General features: G+C 40.2%; 19 protein-coding genes and 4 pseudogenes. 8 read left to right on the top strand and 15 right to left on the bottom strand.

What is annotated here, in order from left to right:
• Nucleotide 1: 1 nt before the first annotated feature.
• Together N4T56_RS09260 and N4T56_RS09255 are read right to left on the bottom strand one after the other, a co-directional pair.
• Nucleotides 2–1,201, bottom strand: a complete 1,200-nt coding sequence (locus N4T56_RS09260; RefSeq protein WP_261733020.1) for a tetratricopeptide repeat protein — start codon at nt 1,199–1,201, stop codon at nt 2–4.
• A gap of 6 nt (nt 1,202–1,207) precedes the next feature.
• Nucleotides 1,208–1,501, bottom strand: coding sequence for an energy transducer TonB (locus tag N4T56_RS09255; protein WP_261733019.1), 294 nt, complete (start codon nt 1,499–1,501; stop codon nt 1,208–1,210).
• Between the two features lie 23 nt (nt 1,502–1,524).
• On the opposite strand from N4T56_RS09255, the gene N4T56_RS09250 reads away from it, so the two are divergent.
• Nucleotides 1,525–1,746, top strand: a complete 222-nt coding sequence (locus tag N4T56_RS09250) for a hypothetical protein (RefSeq protein WP_261733018.1) — start codon at nt 1,525–1,527, stop codon at nt 1,744–1,746.
• Nucleotides 1,747–1,849: 103 nt separating this feature from the next.
• Here the strand turns inward: N4T56_RS09250 and N4T56_RS09245 are convergent, their stop codons facing one another.
• From N4T56_RS09245 to N4T56_RS09185, 13 genes are all read right to left on the bottom strand, one after another.
• Nucleotides 1,850–2,251 (bottom strand): ExbD/TolR family protein, encoded by a 402-nt coding sequence (locus N4T56_RS09245; protein WP_261733017.1) that lies wholly within the window; start codon nt 2,249–2,251, stop codon nt 1,850–1,852.
• Entirely contained in the window at nt 2,241–2,762 is a 522-nt protein-coding gene (locus N4T56_RS09240) for a MotA/TolQ/ExbB proton channel family protein (protein ID WP_261733016.1), read from the bottom strand. Before N4T56_RS09240 ends, N4T56_RS09245 begins: the two co-directional genes overlap by 11 nt.
• Nucleotides 2,749–4,188 carry a MotA/TolQ/ExbB proton channel family protein gene (locus tag N4T56_RS09235; protein WP_261733015.1) on the bottom strand — a complete coding sequence of 480 codons (1,440 nt, stop codon included), beginning with the start codon at nt 4,186–4,188 and terminating at the stop codon, nt 2,749–2,751. The genes N4T56_RS09240 and N4T56_RS09235 overlap by 14 nt, the downstream gene beginning before the upstream one ends.
• Nucleotides 4,188–4,991, bottom strand: coding sequence for a DUF3450 domain-containing protein (locus tag N4T56_RS09230; RefSeq protein ID WP_261733014.1), 804 nt, complete (start codon nt 4,989–4,991; stop codon nt 4,188–4,190). The genes N4T56_RS09235 and N4T56_RS09230 overlap by 1 nt, the downstream gene beginning before the upstream one ends.
• Nucleotides 4,988–5,809 carry a hypothetical protein gene (locus tag N4T56_RS09225; protein WP_261733013.1) on the bottom strand — a complete coding sequence of 274 codons (822 nt, stop codon included), beginning with the start codon at nt 5,807–5,809 and terminating at the stop codon, nt 4,988–4,990. The genes N4T56_RS09230 and N4T56_RS09225 overlap by 4 nt, the downstream gene beginning before the upstream one ends.
• Nucleotides 5,806–6,444 (bottom strand): hypothetical protein, encoded by a 639-nt coding sequence (locus tag N4T56_RS09220; RefSeq protein ID WP_261733012.1) that lies wholly within the window; start codon nt 6,442–6,444, stop codon nt 5,806–5,808. Before N4T56_RS09220 ends, N4T56_RS09225 begins: the two co-directional genes overlap by 4 nt.
• 216 nt (nt 6,445–6,660) lie before the next feature.
• A complete protein-coding gene (locus N4T56_RS09215) occupies nt 6,661–7,851 on the bottom strand; it encodes an ATP-binding cassette domain-containing protein (RefSeq protein ID WP_261733011.1) in 1,191 nt (396 codons plus the stop codon).
• Nucleotides 7,851–8,897, bottom strand: a complete 1,047-nt coding sequence (locus tag N4T56_RS09210) for a FecCD family ABC transporter permease (RefSeq protein ID WP_261733010.1) — start codon at nt 8,895–8,897, stop codon at nt 7,851–7,853. The genes N4T56_RS09215 and N4T56_RS09210 overlap by 1 nt, the downstream gene beginning before the upstream one ends.
• Entirely contained in the window at nt 8,888–9,886 is a 999-nt protein-coding gene (locus tag N4T56_RS09205; RefSeq protein WP_261733009.1) for an ABC transporter substrate-binding protein, read from the bottom strand. The genes N4T56_RS09210 and N4T56_RS09205 overlap by 10 nt, the downstream gene beginning before the upstream one ends.
• Nucleotides 9,887–9,895: 9 nt before the next feature.
• Entirely contained in the window at nt 9,896–11,491 is a 1,596-nt protein-coding gene (locus tag N4T56_RS09200) for a TonB-dependent receptor (protein ID WP_261733008.1), read from the bottom strand.
• Nucleotides 11,454–11,933: a TonB-dependent receptor plug domain-containing protein gene (locus N4T56_RS09195; protein ID WP_261733007.1), complete on the bottom strand. Its 480-nt coding sequence runs from the start codon at nt 11,931–11,933 to the stop codon at nt 11,454–11,456. Before N4T56_RS09195 ends, N4T56_RS09200 begins: the two co-directional genes overlap by 38 nt.
• Nucleotides 11,934–12,904: 971 nt before the next feature.
• Nucleotides 12,905–14,203 (bottom strand): tyrosine-type recombinase/integrase, encoded by a 1,299-nt coding sequence (locus tag N4T56_RS09190; protein WP_261733006.1) that lies wholly within the window; start codon nt 14,201–14,203, stop codon nt 12,905–12,907.
• Between the two features lie 696 nt (nt 14,204–14,899).
• Nucleotides 14,900–15,352 (bottom strand): hypothetical protein, encoded by a 453-nt coding sequence (locus N4T56_RS09185; RefSeq protein ID WP_261733005.1) that lies wholly within the window; start codon nt 15,350–15,352, stop codon nt 14,900–14,902.
• Nucleotides 15,353–15,621: 269 nt separating this feature from the next.
• Here N4T56_RS09185 and ccoN point away from each other — a divergent pair.
• The 7 genes and pseudogenes from ccoN (at nt 15,622) to ccoS (ending at nt 22,028) form a co-directional block, all read left to right on the top strand.
• Nucleotides 15,622–17,052, top strand: a pseudogene (ccoN, locus tag N4T56_RS09180) (cytochrome-c oxidase, cbb3-type subunit I).
• Nucleotides 17,053–17,064: 12 nt separating this feature from the next.
• Nucleotides 17,065–17,692, top strand: a pseudogene (gene ccoO / locus N4T56_RS09175) (cytochrome-c oxidase, cbb3-type subunit II).
• Nucleotides 17,693–17,701: 9 nt separating this feature from the next.
• Nucleotides 17,702–17,878: a cbb3-type cytochrome oxidase subunit 3 gene (locus N4T56_RS09170; protein ID WP_188921498.1), complete on the top strand. Its 177-nt coding sequence runs from the start codon at nt 17,702–17,704 to the stop codon at nt 17,876–17,878.
• A 5-nt stretch (nt 17,879–17,883) separates the two neighbouring features.
• A pseudogene (gene ccoP / locus N4T56_RS09165) lies at nt 17,884–18,854 on the top strand (cytochrome-c oxidase, cbb3-type subunit III).
• A gap of 113 nt (nt 18,855–18,967) precedes the next feature.
• A pseudogene (locus N4T56_RS09160) lies at nt 18,968–19,446 on the top strand (FixH family protein).
• A gap of 3 nt (nt 19,447–19,449) precedes the next feature.
• The gene (locus N4T56_RS09155; RefSeq protein WP_261733004.1) at nt 19,450–21,843 is read left to right on the top strand and encodes a heavy metal translocating P-type ATPase; all 2,394 of its coding nucleotides are present in this window, start codon (nt 19,450–19,452) and stop codon (nt 21,841–21,843) included.
• On the top strand, nt 21,840–22,028 hold the full coding sequence (gene ccoS, locus N4T56_RS09150) for a cbb3-type cytochrome oxidase assembly protein CcoS (protein ID WP_238103747.1): 189 nt from the start codon (nt 21,840–21,842) through the stop codon (nt 22,026–22,028). Before N4T56_RS09155 ends, ccoS begins: the two co-directional genes overlap by 4 nt.
• Nucleotide 22,029: the final 1 nt, after the last annotated feature.

The following is a 22,029-nucleotide window of genomic DNA, read 5'->3' as shown; positions in this document are numbered from 1 at the left end:
CTTATAGACCAAATCCAATTAAATTTTGAATATAAGCATTTGCGATAGGTTCGAACCCTGGTGTTTGTGCTAGCTTACGATAACAGGCTTTGGCTTCTGGCCATTGCTGGGCTAACCAGTAATGTTGCCCCATTAATAATAAGGCTTGTCCTTGTTGTTGATTTCGTTTTTGTCGGGCGTATTTGATTTCTGTTGCGGTGCCAATTGCTAATGCTTGTTGTCCTACTTTTTTCCATGAGTTGATTGCTTTGTCGTTTTGTTTGAGTACCGCAAATAATTGTCCTTTAAGTAAATAAAAATCGTCGTATAAGACAGTACTCAAATTGCTATCAATGACAAATGATTGCATAAAGTCTAATGCCTGCTGATACTGGCCTGAAAGCCAAGCATACTGGGCACATGTATACTCTTGTGCGGTAAAGACTTGCTGATTTTGTTTTGATTGAGATAAACATTCGGCGGCAAAATTATAGGCTTTCAGATTACCTAATAAGCTAACATTTACGGGTGTTTTTTCACCATTAACCAGCCGTGCTATATCCATTGCGACAGCTGCTGCTATTGGATTCTCTAATCCCATTTCACTTTGGGCTAAAATTTGCCAAGCGGCTAGATTATCTGGCGTACTTTTTAGCCACTGCTGCGCACTATTTTTAGCCCCTTGCCAATCTTCTAAAGCTAATTGACTATAACTAATCAGTGGCCACCAATGTTGCTTTACTGGCGAGATTAATAGCATATCAATAACCGCTTGGTATTGTGCTAACTGATAATACGCATAACCGATAATGTAACGAGCTTGCACTAGTAAAGATTGATCACTATTTGATACTAATAACGGGGTTAGTACATCTATAACCATCTGATACTGATTAGATTTTAACAATGAATCCGCTAAGTTGATGGCTAAATTACTATCATTAGGATAAAGCTTATATCCTCGTGTCCAACAGCTTAATGCTTCTGTTTGATCTTCAGTGTCAGTCAAGAGTTTGCAGCCATATTTAAACACGGTTGGGTGGGGTTTTTGTTGTTCAAATAACGGCTGAATTAACCGCAACGCTGCAGCATAATTTTCTTTTTCGAGTAATTGATTCACTTTATAAAGCTTGTTCGACTCAAAATGACTGAGCTCGCGAGATTGTGCGTTAATACCAACTAGTAACAACAATATAAAGGCGACAAGGGATAGGTGCTTCATTTTAAGTTAATTGACCTTAAAGTTAATGGGGACATCAACAAAAACCTTAACGGCCTCGCCCGATAATATTGCCGGTTTAAAGCGCCATTTTCGTGCGGCTTGAATGGCAGAATCATCAAATACTTTTGCAGGATTTGACTCTACCACATTCACTTGGCTTACCAAGCCATTCGCCTCAACTATCAACCGTAATAGTACTTTGCCGCCATTTTTGTATTTTCGTCCAGCAATGGGCATTTGTGGTTGAATATATTTTAGTAATTCAGGCGGTTGATCAACATCTTTTATGCCCATCATCATAGTGCTCAAGGCTGGGCAGGGGAGTGCTGTCCATTGACGGCGCGGTAAAAATGGGTTGCTGTATTGGCGTGTCTGAGACATTAGCCATAATGGGTAAATTCATGGTGAGTGGCGGAGCGACTTTTGCCGTGGTATGGGTTAATTCCACCGTTTCTATTTTCGGTGATTTGGGCTGTTCGACTTCAGGTAAAGTCATTGCCAAAGTAGCAGGCTTGCTATTAATTAATCGTTGCGAAGGTTTGTGATTTAAAGCGTTGGGCAGATAAAAGCACAGCAAAATGGTGAGTCCAATTGATAATAATAATCGGACACTCACCATCGCTATTTTATAATGTGGCTTTTGTTTCATTAGTCACTCTCGGATGCAACAGAACTAAAGCTTATTCCGGCTTTTTTGGCTATATCGAGTACTTTTATTGTCACCCCTGTTGGACAATTAGTATCCGCAACAATCAATAATTTTATTTTGGGTGTTTGGCTGACAATTTGTTGTAATTTACCGGGTAAATAATAGATATCGATTTCTTTAGATTCGAAGTACACCCTGCCTGTGGTATCTAGTGTCACTATGATAGGGCTACCCTCAACTCGAGTAGCTGTACTGGCATAGGGACGGTGTATTTCAACGGCAGATTGCTGCACAAAATTGGTCGATACAATAAAGAAAATGAGCAAGATGAATACCACATCAAGCATGGGAGTCATATTGATTTCAGGATCTTTATCTTGCTTAAAGCGATCACTCAGCATGGTAACCTCTTACAAGATCAATACGTTGAATTTTGTTCAGTTTTCTTTGCCAGAAAAACGCCAATAATGCCCCACTTAACCCAATAAAAAGGCCTGTTTGAGTGGTGACCATTGCCATGGATATTCCCGCAGAGATCACCGCTGGATCATGAAAACCGTAGTCTGCACCCGCAGTAAACATGGCGATCATTCCGCTAACTGTGCCTAGTAATCCTAATAGCGGCGCAATCATAGATAACAGTTTTACGCCTTGAAGATCAAAATGTTGTTGTTGATAAGCTTGTCTTAATGCAATTGAGTCAAGTCGATGATTAAGCCAGTCAGGACAAGTTTGCGTTGTCGTGCGGGTATAAGCTAAATCATATGACTTAAATACAATTTGACTTGCCAGCCATAACATCCACAAACAACAACCAAAAAGTGGCCACATGACGATTCCGCCTACGTCAATAAACGCGAGCAGTGAATGCTCAAATTGGCTAATTGAATAAATGATGCTATTGATTGTCATGTTTATCACCAGACTCAATAAACAGGGCAAGTAATAACGCCGCTTGTTGTTCCATATTCAAGCTAAGGGCTTGTGCGCGGCGTTTTAATGGGTAATGCAGTAATAATAACGGTAGTGCAACCAGTAAACCTGCTTGAGTGGTGATTAATGCTTTACTGATACCTTGTGATAATAATTTAGGATCGCTATTACCAAATTCGGTGAGCGATTGGAAGGTTTCAATCATACCCGATACCGTACCTAGCAACCCAAGCATAGGTGCCATAGCAGCCAATAATGCGATAAAACCTAAACCTCGTTCAAACTTTGACATTTGTTTCAACATGAGTTGTTTCAGTCTAAGATCCATCGATTCAACACTTGAATCTATGACCATAGCGTTTGCGAGTACCGATGCTGCGGGAGTGCGCGATGCCTTCAGCAATTTATGTTTTATCAAGCTTAAATTGGTATTGACTACGTTATCTTTATCTTCATTGACTGAAAGATCTTCGTTGGCTAGATGAGCTAAGCGCCGCCACCTAAACAATACAATGGCTCGCCATAGAGCCATAAGTAAACCAATCAAAGCTAATATTAGGATAGGCCACAGTACTTCGCCGCCCTTTTTTACCCAATCTATAATGGTTTGTTTATCAGCCAAACTTGGCAACATCCGACCTTGGCTTAAATCGAGCGGCAGTAATTGCGTTTGATTTGTTAACCACTGATTGATGTTGTGACTGATTGTCGAATTGTTGGGGGTAATTGCCGTGGGTAATTTATCGGTAAACACAATGAATTTGGGTGTTTTAGTGTCACTAACCGCCATTAACCCACCAATAACGCTGAGGTTTTCGTCACTTATGTGGCCATCTTCAAAGCTAATAGGCGTATTAGTTTTTGTGACTTCAGCGGTCATTCTCATATCATCAACAGCATAAGTGACTAATTCATTTAAGCGGGCTAAGTTTGGAAAGCCAAGATGGGATTGGGCTTTTTCCAATGATTGCCGTCTTTGTGGCTCTATTAGCTGAGTCGGACTTTGTTGCCATTGTTGCGATAGGCTGCGGATCGTTTTTTGATATGCTCCTTGGACTAGCTTCATATCATCAACAATACTTTGATAATCATTGGTTAAGGTATTTTTTTGCACGTTTAATGCGGCTATTTTTTGATTGATAGCCGCCAGCTTTTGTTTTTTATCACTTAAGCGCTGGTCTAAATCTTGTTGATTACTTTTTACGTCAGATATTTCCTGTTTAAGTCGGCCACGCCACTGCTGATTTTGTTGATTGAGCGCTTTTGCATGAGTGTCCACAGCTTGATCAATTTGGCTGTATTTATCACTTTGCGGTATGATTTCATCTTTTTCTAATGCCACAGCATTTGGCGCACAGATTAAGGTTGAGAGGCAAAGGAGTAGAATAATCAATATTGCTTTCATTATCTTTGCACTCCTAATGGTACATTGACGATTTCAGCAATTTGCTTGTTCATGGTAATCGCCATTGCCAATCTTAAATCGCCTTGTTCATTGATTGGTATGCTATTCCACTGGCGAGTTTTGCGATCAAACCAGCCAAATTGTTGTTCATCTGGGGTCATGTAAAACCAAGCTAAGCGACCTAAACGTAACAAGTTAACTTGCACCGGTTTTTCATCTATTACGATCACATCTTGGTTTACTTGCTGGCCGTATCCGTAAGCCACTTCAATACTGATGACTTCCAATAAGCGTCTAAAGCGTTCTGCTAATGGCAATTCACTTTTATCCATTGCACTACGTAAAAAGGCTAAGCGTCGTTTACGTTCATCAAAATCAAATGGCAAATCAGAAAATACTTGTTGCTCTAACATGGCATACCAAACCTCTAGTTGAGGTTCAAGTTGTTGCTTTAGCACATTAATCGTATCAATATCTTGTTGTAACTGAGCGATTTCTAGTTGCAGCGATCGTAAATTATTTTGTTTTTTTTGCAGTTGGTATTCAGTCCAATAGAGTTCGCCTAAACTTTGTTGTTGCTCAGATAAAGCATGCATTTTTTGTTGTTGCCAGTCAGCAGCTTCTTGCCCTAATTGAACCGATTGCTGTATGGGTTGTTGTATTTTCTTTGCCCATTGCTCGGCTAAAGCATCAACGGCAAGCTGTTCGTTTACCTGTTTAGTGTCACTCGCCATTGTTATATTGCTAAGTAATAATAAGCAACAGGGGAATACAGCATTTAGTGTCATTCGACTTGTCATCATCGAGTTCCTTTTTTGTATGAGCGGCGCCAAAACACAAATCCTTGAATGAATAGGCTTAATAGCAATAATCCATAACAAGCAAAAAAGTAGTTTACTAACGGGTTATGAACGGCAACTACTTTGACATGGACACCAAGATTATCCTTTTGATAAGGGACACTAAAATCGGTCACGGTGAGATATAAATCATCCACTCTAAATTGACGCATAAATTCGGCGTCACCAGTGACTTTTTTATGTCCATCATCAACAATAAAATGAGCTTTATTTTTACGTGGATCAAATTGTTCTACGTTGCGGCGAGTAATTCTTCCGGCAGGGCTTTTGCCTGTTCCATCTTCTTTAATGAGTGAGATATCATTTTGATAATCCACATTAGTAAGTTGTATTTGATATTGACCACTGGAGAAGCTTTGGCCTTGATGCAGTACCGCGCTATCGTGTCCATGAATGAACACCAAATCGATGCCATGAAATAAAAAAACCAATAGAGTGAGTACATGTATGGGTAGCATCATTATGCGTGGGCTATGCCAACGTTTACGACGCCAAGTAGGCCATAAATCGCGCCAAGAACACAAAGCGGTATTCACACCTAATAGCACCATTAATCCGACTAACCCAATAAGCCAAACCGCAACCACTGGGGCAGTTGATAAAGGAGCTAACCATTGAGACATAGGTAAATCATTTAATAACTTAAACACTTGCCTTGATGCTTCATGCTCACTAACGGCCATGCCTGCAGCAAACCATAGAGAAACAACGATTAATAAGACAAATGCTAAGCGAATTGAAAATAACCAGTTCATCTTCATAGTAATCGATATCCCAACATCAACAGGCTTATAAAGCCCAATACCGCAGCCTTTGCCATACAAAGTGCATTAGCATTGGAAAACCACGCTTTAGGAATATGAAATACTAAAATAAACAACAGGTAAGTTAATGCTGATAAGAAAAAGTGACCACTCCAGCTCCAACTGCGTCCCCAGCCGATAAAGTGCCAAAAACTTCCCGCAATTTCACCGCCTAAATAGGCTGTCCCAGCAAATAAACTCAACAGATGACTATGACTCTCTAAATTGGCGTCACTGCGTAAAGCTTGTATTAAATACCCCAAACATCCGGCAATGGCTAAACCCAAGGCTAATGGCCGCGATAAGAAAAATAATTGTGCCCAAATCGAAGTCAGCATGGCGCTACTGTCTTTAGGTGGGGTAAGCATTTGACTGTACATCAGCATTGCAAGTGATATCGCACATAAGGTAAACACATAATTAATTTGTGCACGGTTTTGTAAACTTAAGAAAACCAGTGACAGCATACATACCAAGGCTGTGGCGACTAAATAAACCATTTCACTGCTAGCAGGAAACAGCAGACTATTGGTATTAATGAGGGTTAATATAAATATTGCTAAACCAAGCAAAGCAACATTAGCTAATCGCACCGATAATCTCATTTTACTCGCGGTCTCAATAGACCTTAAACTTGTCTCACTCATGTCATTATGCTCTTGTTAACACTTGTCATTAGGTTTCGGTATAGTGTTGATTATTCTTCGCAAATCGTATTAGTTTTTTCAGTACATCAGTGTCGTTAATATTGACAATTTGAGGGTTATGTAAAGACCAATGCCGGCAAACTTGGCTAACTAAATTGGAGCCTAACGACCCAAATATGACGGCTTCCGGCCATGGCTAATAATGGCGCTATTTGGTGACCAAATCCTTGTCCGTTTAGCTCCATTGTAGCCTATTTCATCTATAATACAAACCGTTTTTATGTGGATGTCATTTGGCGATAATGCCTTAATCCCTAACGCCATTCCCTGCTCTGTAAAAGAAAATCGAGTCTTGGTTTTTTTATCCAGTACGCCTGTACGATGCCCAAACAAACATCGTTCATTTGTTGCAATATCGACAATGTCGCTACTGAACCTTTGGCCGTCTTTCATCTCGCCAGGGCAGAGTATTCCCGCCAGAGGAATGTCGTCTTTGTGACATTGCTGAATCAATTCGGTTAACAGTGTTGTTTTGCCGCTGCCACTATCGCCAGTAATAATCAACACCTTGCTAGGGGCTTGCCCTAATACATTTTGTGGAATAAAAAACTCTGTCTGAGCGACTTGGTAACTAGTGGCAGGGATGCCATAAAGGCGACTAATATTTTCACTGGTCATCACCACATCACGCTCACCATAATTAAGCACTTTGCCATCTTCTAACAGCAGCACTTTATCCGCGTAAAGTTGAGCCAAATTGGGATCATGTAAAATGGCGATAACGGCAGTATTTAATTCAATACAACTGCGTTTAACTTGAGATAACACTTGATAACGATGACGAAAATCAAGGTGGTTTGTCGGTTCGTCAAGAAGCAGTAAACGGTTACTTTGAAATAATGCTCTGGCTAATAAAACTAACTGGCGCTCGCCACCGGACAAGCGGTTGTAATCACTTTCAGCCAGCCCGCCAATATCTAATAATTGCATGATGTTGTTTGCATCAATCACATCTTGTTCAGATGGCGATTCAAAAGTGGAAATAAAGGGGGTTCGCCCCATCACCACCATTTCTAAAGCGGTAAAAGCAAATGCCGTTTCTTGTTGCTGAGGCACCAATGCCAGTTGCATTGCGATGTCTGCACGAGACATATCACTTAATGGGCGTTGGTTTAACAATATAGAGCCATTACTTGGGGGCGTTAAACCGCATAAACAGTTCATTAAGGTCGTTTTACCCGCACCATTTGCACCTAAAATCGCTAAAAACTCACCGGGCTTTAACTCAAAACTGACATTGTCTAATAAAAGTTTGTCGCCAATAGCAAAGCGAATATCAAATACCTTGAGCATTAGTAAGTGCCTCCTTGGCGGAACCGGAATAATAAGAAAGCAAACAAAGGGGCGCCAACTAAAGAGGTGACAATCCCAATCGGAATTTCCATAGTGAAACTTGATCTTGCAACACTGTCAGCTAGCAGTAGAAAAATAGCGCCAATTGCGGTGGAAAGGGGAATCACACGCATATTATTCGCCCCAGCAAAGGTGCGCACCATATGCGGAACGACTAAGCCAATCCATGCAACTTGTCCAACGGTTGCCACGCAAGATGCCACAATAAATGAGCTAATAATGATTAATACTAAGCGTAATTTTGCAGGTTCTATGCCTAAACTGCGGCTTTGCTGATCACCCAAGCAGAGAACATTTAACCGATAACGTAGCGAGTGAATTAGCGTATATCCAATAACGACCGGTACAGCCAGTTGCGCTACAGTACTCCAACTACTGGCAGACAAGGAGCCCATTAACCAAAAGACAATTGCGGGTAATTCACCATAAGGATCGGCGAGTGCTTTTAGCATGGTTAAGCCTGAACCAAATATTGACCCGATAATAATACCGGTCATTAACATCAACAATATGCTATTACTGCCAAATTTTCTGGCCATAAACATCGCAACGCAAGCGGCTGATAATCCACAAACAAAAGCGAGTAACTGTACGGTGAACCAACTACTACCAGGTAGAATAAGGCCCATAGCGGCACCAAACATACAACCCGATGCCACCCCTAGAATATCAGGTGACACTAACGGGTTTCTAAATACGCCTTGATACACAGCACCAGAAACAGCAAGGCCGGCACCCACAATTAATGCGGTGAGTAACCGTGGCAAACGAATCAGTAAAATGATCCGTTCTTGCTGGGTTAACTCCTCAGAAACTTGCCCCGTCATCATTAAATCAATGAGTACCGAAGGCAACTTTTGCATGGCGCTTAATAAATCACTTGGATTAATGGCAAATCGTCCAGCATACAACCCAACTAAAAGGATGATGGTTGCCAATGCCGCCCATTGAATAGGCAATAAATGGTGTTTTGTCATTACTGGCATTTAGGCTGACTTTGTAATGGCGATAAACACTCATCGCCAAAAGCAACGTGATAAAAACGCGCTATTTCAGCTTCAGCGTTTACCTCTTTAAATTGTTCTGGATATGCGTTTACGGCAATGTAAAGCGCACCAGCCATTGCCATAGGCGAGGGCATATTCCAAAAGCTGCCTTCGGGTAACATTATTTGTGGCAATTGGGTTAGCGGTGCCACCAACGATTGTACTAATTGCTCATCGACTTTGGATGAATCATTTGATTCTCTAATTAATAACTGTGGTTGCCAGATTAATAACTGCTCAACATTCACTTTAGGGTAAAACCCTGGAACATCTTTAGCGACATTGTTGACACCAGAGGTCGTCATTAATTGGTGTTGAAACATTTCTTCACTTGCTGTTCGGTACAAATCTGAACGGTTAACATAATAAGCCCGTAAACGCTGTGCTGCGGGTAAATCTGCCAAACCCGTGTTGATAATGTTTTTTAACCTCAGGTTTTCAGCGGCAATTTGCGCAGCTTTAACTTGAGTACCTGTTGCTTTGGCGAGTAAATCAATGACGTTTTCGGCATCCTCAAATGTTTCAGGCTGAATGATTAAACAGGCGATACCTAATGAAGTTAATCGGTCTGCTAATCGATAACCGTCTTTTTTGCCATAGACTAAAACTAAGTCTGGATTTAACGCAATGATGGTTTCTAAACTGGTGCCAGCTGAACGACTACCAACAACCGAAGGTTCACGATTGCCTTGCTGCTTATTGATAAACGGTGAGTTTTTAGTCATGCCACCAATTCCTACTAATTTATCTGCAAGTCCTAAACTTAAGGAAAATAAATTAGCTGGGGTAAAGGTTGAGACTATTCGCTCTGCAGGTTTTTGTAATACCACTTCACGGCCTTGTTGATCAATCAAGTGTATCGGCGTTGCCGATACACTTGAAAGTCCACAAAGTAGAATGGCTACAATACTTAATAGTATGTTAGACATTCGTTATCCTTAAAAACGATATTTAACGCCGACTTCATAAGAACGACCTTCATTTGGTTGGCCGTATCCTTCGTAGTGCGACTCATCTAAAACGTTATTGAGGTTTACATATGCAGAAAATTGCGGTGTAAATGCTTTCTTAACGCCCATATCGATGGTTAATGTATCGCTTTCCCATTCATCTGAATCAACATCAATTAAAATATCCGTACGGTAACGAACACGTAAATTACTATTAATGTCTAACGTGGGTTGATGCCAATTTAACATCGCGGTAAATGAATCTTTAGGGATATCACGGAAGTAGTCAGACTCACGATCTTCACTTTCATTGCGAGCGTGAGTATAACTGTAATCGAATGATAAACTGATATTTTCTGATAACTGGCTTAGCGTGCTTAATTCGATACCGTAAAACTTAGATGTGCCCACATTTTGATTAACTTCAAGCTCCGAGTCTGGATCGGTTGGATCTGTTATGTACACTTCTACAATTTTATCGCTAATATCATGATAAAATAGACCAATATCGATGTTGTTTAACCAAGTATAAGCAAGATCATTTTTCCAACCTAATGTATAACTGGTATTGCGTTCAGGTTTTAGATCATGACGAGCACCGGTATCATCATACATTTCCGAAAAAGTAGCGAAACGAGTTTTTTGTGCGATTGAACCATAAACAAGCCCAGCGTTATCAAAGGTGTAACTCATACCTAAGCTAGGATCAAACGTATCAGAATCATCATCATCTGTGTCTGCATCGATACCGCTGTCTTCACCAACAGTTTGTTTATGCCATGCAATCCCTGCAACAACATTGAACGCTCCAAATGTCATGGTATCTTCGGCCGCAAAACTAATAGTATCTAATTGAGAACGTTCATAACCGTGAGATTCATCAGGGTCAACATAAGCGACATTTTTTTTCTTATGGACATCATTTTTATAGTTAACTGATACGCTTAAGTTATTCCAATCAGTTAAGTTCATATCGGCAAAAACAGCTCCACCACCGGTATAATCACTATAACTACTTACCGCCAATTTTACGTATTGTTCAGGTGTATCATAAGAATCATAGCTGTCATCATGGATATGATAATAGGCTAATGCGCGTAGAGTGAGTGAATCATTAATACGATGAAGACCACTTAAATCTACCCCGGTATCTTTATATTCAGAAATGTTGGCAAAACTACTGAAGTCGCTGAAAACTTTGTTATAACGGGTGTTGTAAGGTAAGTCTCTTTCGGTATCAAGATTGAACACACTGGCAAAAATTTCGCTATTTTCGTTAGCATACCCACCACGTACCCAGATATTTGTGGAGTCATAAGATGAATTTTCGCGTTTGTCGCCATCTTCTACGATCATCTGTTTCGGTAAGTCGCCATACTTATCTTTTATGTCTGAAAGTACAGGTTCATAGTCGTTAGACATTCTCATGGAGTCACGACCACGGTGATTTACGGTTGCAAATAAGCTAAAACCATTTTTACCAAGACTAATTGAGGCCGATTCATTATTTTGCCCCATTTGGCCTAATGATGCTTCAAGGTCACCACTAATGCCATCTTGACCTTTTTTGGTAACAATATTCACAACGCCACCCATTCCATTTGAAGCCATACAGTACCGATGATGCACCTTTAGTCACTTCAATTTTGGCGATAATGCTTGCTGGAATTTGGTTTAAATCTAACTGACCGTAATTGGTTTCGTAATAGGGGACACCATCAAGAAGAACTAAGATTTTATCTTGTTCAAACCCTTGAATGGTTATGAATTTTTCACCCTTGCTAGACTGAGCTGTATGAACTCCGGGAATATAATCTAATGCATCAGCTGCCGTTTTTGCACCGACAAGTTCAATTTGGTCTTCTGTCATGGTGTTATGAATTGTTATATCTCTAACACCTGTCTGTGCTGATACAACAATTTCACCTAAAGAAAATACATCACTCTGATCTGCTGCAATTGCTAATTGACATGTCATGAGGCTGCACACTGCAATTGCAACTTTGTGTTTTTTAATCATCGCCATTTTAATCTCCATCCATTTACTTTAATGACCACCCAACGTGTTATGACTTTGTTATTCATTTAGAAGTACTTAGGTAATCTATGTCTTTTTTGTCAACCTTGAAATCGAGTTGGACATAAATGTCAGTATTGTTGCGATAGCGTTGATTGAACTCAACAAAAACAAATTGAAATTACGACTAATGCAGCAAAATCATATCTAAAGGAAAAGAAATTAGCGGTAGTTGGACAATTTGTCCGTCAGAATTTAAGATGTTATTAAGTGAGTTGAAAATGAAATGAATGAATTAGTCTATGCATGGTTTGAGAGAGTGAAGAAAATCTATAAGCAAGGATATGCTCATGAGGCAGAGTTAAAAGCTCAGTTGTCTAGCTTAGAAAAATTCTGGCTTTGGTGATTACAAAACATTCGTTTCACCAATTTCAAAATTACATCACTAGGGTCTGTTGATCTTTGCTGGTTGAATTTTGTTCGAGTTAAAAACGTGTTAATCGGGGCGATGGATTGATGCCTAGTCATCTAAGCAACTCTTTATTTGCGAAGAATCATTCAACAAAGAATAAAACGTTTTTAGCCGAACCCTTCGGGCAGCGTTTGTTGGCCATTTTTACTGCGTTATCGACTTTTTATGTAGAATAACTACACCTCAAAGTCTCTGCCTTGTATTAATGGCCAACAATTCGCTGCAAAAATAACCTTGAAAGATCAACAGACCCTAGGTATGAGAAACAACACAAAAAGGTGATTAACCAACAAAACATAAATAATGTATTTAACATAATATACATTGTGCGCATATCTGGATTTATGTTCAATAGGATGATATTCACATTGCTAGTGAGACTGTGTTAGTGATTCGGGCTATCTACTAACTGTATGTTTAAAGCAATAAGGCATTTTAGTGGTCAATTCAGCATTTAAAATCGTGCTGACATTGCACGCTTTTATTTTTTACCACTAATGCCAGCCAATTATTCAATCTCAGCAAGATGATTTAAGGGTTTATTTGCCGCACTTTGATGACGTTCTGTTTGTGTGGTGTGTAAATACTGTGACGTGGTGTCGATGCTTTCATGGCCTGCATCTGCTTGTACATGTGACAATGGCCGACGGTTGATGTTGATATCGTGTGTAATGCCTGTGTGACGAATATTATGTGCGGTGAGTTTTCTCATGAGTTGACTGTCATGTTCAAAACCATCCTTTGCGGCGTTGTCGGCAGCCAGGTTTATTAACTTGTCTATTTCGTCTCGTATTTGCCTAATGCCTAGGTTGGCGTTAATGACTCCGGATTCTCGGCCGTGTGCAGCAGCTTTATGACGAACAAATATTGGCTGTTGATCGTTGATGCCTGGTAAATCATTTAACCCTAGATATCGACGGTATTCAATTAAGCTGGTTAATAATACTTTGGATATGGCAATGTTACGTGCTTTGCCACTTTTAGAATATGGCACATGAAAATACCACACTCTGGAATGCGGATCTTGCCGAAACTGACTCATCATGGGTGCATAACCTGCACGCGCGCTGATCTCTGATATACGCAAATAGCAGCTATATAATAGTGTAATTAAAAATAAACTACGTTGATGTTGCTCTGGTTGCGTTTGTGCTAATTGCTTTACAGTACTGACAATATAAGACCATTGTAACTCTGTAAATGCGTGGTGATTATTGTCTTCGTCTAGGGTGAATTTACGCTTAATGGCAAATCTACTGTGTTTTAACCAAAGCTGTGCTGGATTACGTTCAGTGTATTCTTCGCTAATTAAGTACCCATAAAAAGATGATAATATTGCTATTTTGGTTTTAAGTGCATTATCGCTTAATTGATATGGCAGGCATTTGCCGAGTTGTTTTTTACCAATAAATGGTCGCCATTGTGGGTTTGGCTGACGTTCACCACTGGCTTTGTCGAGTTTAAATTGTGCAACGTTGAAATATCCGATTAAGTGGTTTGGTGGCGATTGGCAATAATCAATGTACTTTGCAATGTCTTTACGTGTGACGGCAATTGGCGATAAAGCGACTACGTCAAAACACCAATGTAAAAATGTGGTGAGTTCGCTTCGGTATGCTTTGTAGTTGTTTTCTGATTGTTTTTGTTCAAATAACCAGTCGGCACAATGCTCTATAATAAGGCCTGCGTCTGTTACTTTACTGATAGATATACGTGTTATGTATTGATTTACAGTCGGATTACCTTGCAATACATATTCTGCAGCGTCAAAAAGTGGTAATACTGGAGGCAATTGTTCGGTTGTCATGGCGAATACAATATAGTTTAGGTTATTGTTTTAATGACTATTATAGCGTTTTATGACTGATGCCGATAACGTTATTTATCGGCATCAATTGATTAGACGTTTATGACTCTACATAGTTTAATATCGAAATTGGCTTGCTGGTTGAGTTTGGTCGGTTTTTATCTGCGTTACACGGATGCTGGCACTGAGTATTTTGACAATTCACACGATGTTGGCAACTCCATAGACATAATTGCCACAAGGTTTGTTTGCTGTCTCTGTCTAAACACTGTAAATCTGCTGCACACAAGTGACCTGATTTTATTAATTGAGCCACTTTAGCTGTATCGATTGTGACATTGACTCTAGACATATCGCCTTCTCTTTCAAATGTATCTTATATCTCATAATACATAATTGAGAATGATTATCAATTAGATTTTAATGCTGTGTTTATTTTTGTGAGCTAAATGACTCACCTTTTAACGTCTGTTTGGTATTGATATTGTGGACTATTGACATAATACAATGTTAAAAATTAGACCGTTACCTAACTCTTTAAAATCAAACTAAACTTGTTTGCACCATAAAGAGTGTAATAAGCACTGTTATTTACTCTTGATATGACAAACACTACGTGTTGTCTTTTGCTCAATAGTCGCTTATGTCTCTTGTGCTCTACTCTTTATAGTAAAAGAATTAAGACTGTTTCACTTTTTAACGTTGTGGGTTATCAGCTAAAAAGTCATACATTAATGTACGCTGTTGCCCCTGGTAATCAAAAGTGACAAATACCCGCCATACCATGTAATCACTACTGCACGAGCCAAATATAAGTGTGCCGTGTGCTTGATTGTTTTCTATAGCAGATAATGCCACCGGGATTACACCCATAAACATATCGCGCCCTTCTACTCTCACTGAAATATTAGTGATCGATTGACTAAATTTGAGCGTAAGATTAAGTGGTTTTTCACTTGGTGTGTGCACGGGATCGATCATTAAACCTACGCTTAAATCAGCAACTTTTTTATAACATTCGCCTGAAGAAAATTGGCAGAGCGTGGTGTCGATTGGAAATGAGGAATTTTCGGCAATTTTTTTATTATCACATGCCATTAAAAACATTAAGAAAAATACTACTGAAACCATTTTGATTATTTTAGGCACTGCGATTAACCTTTTGTGAAATATTGAACGTTTTAACTGGGAGATATTGATCTAAATCAAATTTGAGTCATGTTGTTAAGTATCTTTTTTGACTCAGCTCAAGTATCATTACATCGCCTCGTGATAGAGACAACAAAAACGAGGTAACACCTTGACAAACTGTTGTAAAAATAACCATGACGGTTCGTTTTGTAACCATTTGTCAACTTAACTGGTAAAGCTCGCTTTACTAAATATTAAAAGTAAAAGTAATAAGCCGTGGAAGCATTATGATGAACCATTCCCAGTCTACAGGCGCTGATTACAACTACACTATTGTTCGCCAATTCGCACTCACCACAGTTTTGTGGGGAATCGTTGGTATGGCAGTCGGTGTATTGATTGCGGCTCAGTTAATCTGGCCACAACTGAACTTTGAAACACCTTGGTTAACGTTTAGTCGTTTACGACCTTTACATACCAATGCGGTGATTTTCGCGTTCGGAACATCAGCCCTTTTCGCTACATCCTACTATGTTGTGCAACGCACCTGTCAAATCCGTCTATTTGCGCCTAAATTAGCCGCATTTACGTTTTGGGGTTGGCAGGCAGTTATTATTGCTGCTGCAATCACTTTACCAATGGGATACACCCAAGGTAAAGAGTATGCAGAATTAGAATGGCCAATTGATATCGCAATTACGATAATTTGGGTCAGCTATGCAATCGTTTTCTTTGGCACAATTGCTAAACGAACTACTTCCCATATTTATGTGGCTAACTGGTTCTTTGGTGCCTTTATCATCACTGTTGCAGTATTGCACATTGTTAACTCAATGGCAGTACCTGTAAGTCTGTTTAAGTCTTATTCACTGTACTCAGGTGCGGTCGATGCAATGGTTCAGTGGTGGTACGGTCATAATGCTGTAGGCTTCTTACTGACTGCTGGTTTCTTGGGGATGATGTATTACTTCGTACCTAAGCAAGCTGGACGTCCTGTTTATTCTTATCGTTTATCGATTGTTCACTTTTGGGCATTGATTGCGTTATATATTTGGAGCTAATCCTCACCACTTACATTACACTGCCCTACCCGACTGGACTCAGTCTTTAGGCATGGTGATGTCATTAATCTTATTCGCGCCATCTTGGGGCGGTATGATTAACGGTATTATGACTTTATCTGGTGCCTGGCATAAGCTACGTACTGACCCAGTGTTGCGTTTCTTAGTTGTTTCATTGTCTTTCTATGGTATGTCTACCTTCGAAGGCTACCAATGATGGCAATCAAAACGGTAAATGCGTTATCTCATTACACTGACTGGACTGTTGGTCACGTTCACTCTGGCGCGCTAGGCTGGGTTGCAATGGTATCAATTGGTTCGCTATATCACCTAGTGCCAGTATTATTTGGCCATGGCCGTATGTATAGTACCTCGCTAGTGAATGTCCACTTCTGGTTGGCCACTATCGGTACTGTTTTATACATCGTAAGTATGTGGATTTCTGGTGTTATGCAAGGCCTTATGTGGCGTGCAGTAAACTCTGACGGTACGTTAACGTACAGCTTTGTTGAGAGTTTAGAAGCATCTTACCCATTCTACTTTGTCCGCTTTCTTGGTGGGTGTTTCTTCTTAACCGGTATGTTGATTATGGCTTATAACGTGTTACGCACTGTGAAAGCGCCTAAAGAATCATTACCAGCGTTAGCAGAAGCTTAAGGAGCAGATTCGATGAAATTTAATCATGAATTAATTGAAAAGAATGTGGGTCTGCTTGCTATTTTCACTGTGATTGCCATTAGTTTTGGTGGTTTGGTGCAAATTACGCCGCTGATTTTCCAAAAAGACACCACGCAAGCCGTTGAAGGGTTAATCCCTTACACTGCGCTGCAGATTGAAGGTCGTGATATCTATGTGCGTGAAGGTTGTTATAACTGTCACAGCCAGATGATCCGTCCATTACGTGCAGAAACTGAACGTTATGGTCACTACTCTGTTGCCGGTGAATCAGTTTGGGATCACCCTTTCCAATGGGGTTCTAAGCGTACTGGAGCCAGATCTTGCTCGTGTGGGTGGTCGCTACAGCGATAAATGGCATGAAGTGCATTTAATCAACCCACGCGATGTGGTACCACAATCAAACATGCCTGCTTTCCCTTGGTTAGCTGAAAACACGCTAGACGGTGAATTAACTGGTGAGAAGATGTCTATCCTACGTAATCTGCACAAAGGCGGTTACAAAGGTGGCGATCTTTACACCGACGAAGAGATTGCTGGCGCTCAAAAAGCGGTTGAAGGCAAAACGGAATTACAAGCACTAATCGCGTATTTGCAATCTTTGGGTCACGCACTCAAGTAGGAGGCAATAATGGATTACGGTACTTTTCAAGGCATTTTAACCATTATTGTAATGGTGACTTTTGTCGGTATTTTTTACTGGGCATACAGTAAGCACAGCAAGTCAAAATTTGACGAAGCCGCTAACTTAGTATTTTCAGATGATGAACTGGCAAAAATGTCTAAAGACTCAGGAGAGCAGAAGTAATGATTATGAGTAACTTCTGGAGCATTTGGATTTCTGTACTGACTATTGTGGTCATTGTTGGTTGTTTTATCCTTCTAAAAGTGGTGAATAAAAACTACACCGGTGTTGAAGAAGGTAAATCAATGGACTCACGAGTTTGATGGAATTGAAGAACTAAACAACCCACTGCCAAAGTGGTGGGCTTATATGTTCTACCTTACTATCGTATTCGGTGTGATCTATTTAGCTCTATACCCAGGCCTTGGTAATTACAAAGGTTTGTTTGGTTGGACAAGTTCTAACCAAAGTATTGGTACTGAACAAGGGCTTAAAGCTGACTCAGCGGCAGCACTAGAAGCTGCTAAAGCTGAAAATCGTCTGTCACAGTATGACCGTGAAGTCGCGCAAGCTGACGAAAAATATGATCACTATTTTTGCGGCTTATCTAGCTACCCCGTTAGAAGAGTTAGTAAAAGACGAAGAAGCATTGAAAGTGGGCGGTCGTTTGTTTTTACAAAACTGCGCTCAGTGTCATGGTTCTGATGCTCGTGGCTCAAAAGGCTTCCCTAACCTTACAGATAGCGATTGGTTATATGGTGGCGATTTAGCCACGATTAAAACCACGCTAATGAACGGGCGTAACGGTATGATGCCGCCTAAAGGTGGTTTACCTATTGAAGACAGCGAGATTGAAGGTCTAGCTGAATACGTCGTTAAACTGTCTGGTCGTGAGCACGACGAAGCCTTAGCTGCACAAGGTCAAGGTTCATTTATGAAAGGTTGTTTTGCATGTCATGGTATGGATGCAAAAGGTAACAAGTTCATGGGTGCTCCTAACCTAACAGATAATGTATGGTTGTATGGCGGAAGCCGTGGCGTGATTTCTGAATCGATTGTTAATGGCCGTGCGGGTGTTATGCCGGCTTGGAAAGACATTCTCGGTGAAGAGAAAGTGCATGTGATTGCAGCTTATGTTTATAGCTTATCAAACAAATAGTTAACAATACTCATTAAAAGGCCTCGATTTAATCGAGGCCTTTTTTTAAGTGATTCTTAAGCCGTTACGCGTTAAAATAGCACGGTTAATTTTATTGGTTTTTAGGAAGTATTATGTCGAAGCAACTCCCTTGGTATAAACAGTTTTGGCCTTGGTTTTTAATCGTTTTACCAATGTGTGCAGTGATAGCCAGTTTGACCACATTAAAAATTGCGTTAGATAACTCTGACTCATTAGTGGCTGATGAATATTATAAAGAAGGCAAAGGCATCAATATGCACCTGCGTAAAATTAAATACGCACAACAAATTGGCATGAAATTCTTAATTAAAGTGAATGACGAATCGCTATTGATCACCCAACAAGGTGGTCCAGAATATCGTGCAGCATTAAACGTTAAGTTTTATCACCCTACTATTGAAGAAAAAGACTTCAATGTACAAGCCACGGCAGATGCCAATTATGTTTATCGCATTCCGTTAACGGAGGCTATTAGCGGCTTTGGGAAGTGCGTATTGAAGGTTTTGACGGTAAATGGCGTATTCAACAACGTATCGATATTAAAGATGACGTTGAATATTGGCTGAACTAATCCATGACACTCTGTTTTCATTGTAATGAACCCGTTACGACCGGAACGCAATTCACGACAATCATCAACGGGCAACCACAACCTATGTGTTGCCCAGGTTGCCAGGCCGTTTCGCAAGCAATTATGGATGCGGGCTTAAGTAGTTATTATCAATTTCGCAGTGAACCCGGTAATCGCCAAACGGCATTAGTGCCAGAACAATTAACGCAATACAGTGCGTATGATTTGCCTGAAGTTCAACAAGACTTTGTTCATAAACAAGGTGATATTGATTCAACCTCATTATCGATTGACGGCATTACCTGCGCGGCATGTGCTTGGTTAATTGAACACAAATTAAAACCCGTTGCCGGTGTCAATAATGTCCAGGTTAACTCAACGACTCAGCGCGCTTTAGTCAGCTGGGATAATAAAACGATTCATTTAAGTGAGATTTTGCAGCTTATAAGCCAAATTGGTTATCAAGCGGCACCCTATCAAGTTGATGAACAAGAAAAACAGTCTAAAGCTGACAGCCGTAAGTTTTTACTGCGTTTAGGTTTAGCCGGCTTTGCCACCATGCAAGTGATGATGTTTGCACTTGCTTTATACACTGGTTACTTTACAGATTTAGACGTTGAATTTAGGGATTATTTCCGCTGGGTCAGTTTAATTTTTGCTGCCCCTGTGGTGTTGTATTCTGCACAACCATTTTATTTTAGTGCGCTGCGAAGTTTACTCAGCGGCAAGCTCAATATGGATGTGTCGGTTTCGATTGCCATTGGCGGCGCGTTTATTGCCAGTTGTATTGCTACGGTACAAGGTAATGGTGAGGTGTACTTTGAATCGGTATCTATGTTTACCTTTTTCTTATTGCTTGGGCGTTATTTTGAGCAAACTGCACGACAAAAAGCCTCTATTAACTCGAGTAATTTACATAAACTTATTCCGCTAACAGCTCACTTAATTCAAAACGGTCAAACGACTGAAATCGCAGCAAAACAACTTCGTGTTGGTGATGTGATTTTAGTTAAACCTGGTGAGGTCATTGCTGCAGATGCCGTTGTTGTGTCTGGTCAATCGAGTGCCAATGAAGCCATGCTCACTGGTGAGCAAATGCCAATAACCAAACAATTAAATGACCCTGTTTATGCTGGTACCATCAATGTTGAACAGCCTTTACAAGTTAAGGTGTCGGCTTTAGGGCAAGATCAACTTGTTGCTGAAATTATCCGTTTACAAGAGCTCGCGTCTAATAATAAGCCTGCTATTGCATTGGTTGCCGACAGACTGGCGAGGTATTTTTCTGCAACAATTTTATCGATAGCATTAGTAACTTATATTGTTTGGCAATTTATATCGCCCGAAGATGCATTTTGGGTGACCTTATCGGTTTTAGTGGCGACCTGCCCTTGTGCCCTCGCATTAGCAACACCTACTGCCGTTACCTGTGCAACGGCTATTTTTACCCAATTAGGTATCATTACGCGTAAAGCCGGTGTATTTGAAAAACTCACACAAATTAACCATGTGGTGTTTGATAAAACCGGCACCTTAACTTGTGGGCAATTGTCGATTGGTGAAATTGTGTTAGCAAAGGGATATCAACCTGAGAACGTTCTCGCGCTCGCGGCGGCTGTTGAACAAGGTTCATTACATCCAATTGCTCAAACATTCAAACCTTACTTTAATAATCAATATACCGTGACCGAAATGGAACATCACGTTGGTTTAGGCATTGCAGCTACCGTTGACAACCAACTTGTCAGGATAGGTAAACATGAATTTGTATTACCTCAGGCTTCGTTATCTGATCACAATGTGCAACATTCTCAGTTGATTTACATGTCAATAGACAATCAGTTAGTTGCAACCATTGAAATGCTCGATCAATTACGCGTAGACAGTAAACACACTGTCGACAAATTAACTCGAGCTAAGATTGGATTAAGTATTGCCAGTGGTGATAATTCTGGTCATGTAGAGTATTTAGCCAATACCTTAGGGATTACAGATGTTCACGCTGGATTGTCACCTCAAGGTAAACTGTCATTAATTAATCAATTACAACAAACTAAAAAAGTGGCTATGTTTGGTGATGGTATTAATGACGCGCCTGTTTTAGCAGGAGCTAACCTGTCTGTCGCGATGGGCAGTGGCAGTGCTATTGCAAAAAACAGTGCTGACTTGATATTGCTTGGCGATCACTTGTCACGTTTTAACGATGCGATTACAGTAGCTAAACAAGCACAACGAATTATTCATCAAAATTTATTATGGGCGTTTGCCTATAACGTGATTATTTTACCTTTAGCGGTAACGAGTCATATTGCTCCCTATCTTGCCGCTATTGGCATGTCTGTTAGCTCACTGATTGTTGTGTCTAACAGTTTAAGGCTACTTAGGATAAAGCTATGAGTATCATCTATGTATTAATCCCTATAGCAATGTTGTTTGTGCTCATTGCCGTTGCTATCTTTTTTTGGGCGGTTAAATCTGAACAATTTGACGATTTAGACCGTCAAAGTGTGTCAATTTTATTCGATGATGAGCAAATAACACCATCTGCTAATGCTGACAAAAAGCCAACCAAAACTGAGTAAT

This window comes from Shewanella phaeophyticola (assembly GCF_025398315.1).
Lineage (GTDB): Bacteria > Pseudomonadota > Gammaproteobacteria > Enterobacterales > Shewanellaceae > Shewanella > Shewanella phaeophyticola.
The sequence above is the reverse complement of the archived record's forward strand: the minus strand, read 5'-3'. Positions and strand labels throughout refer to the sequence as shown.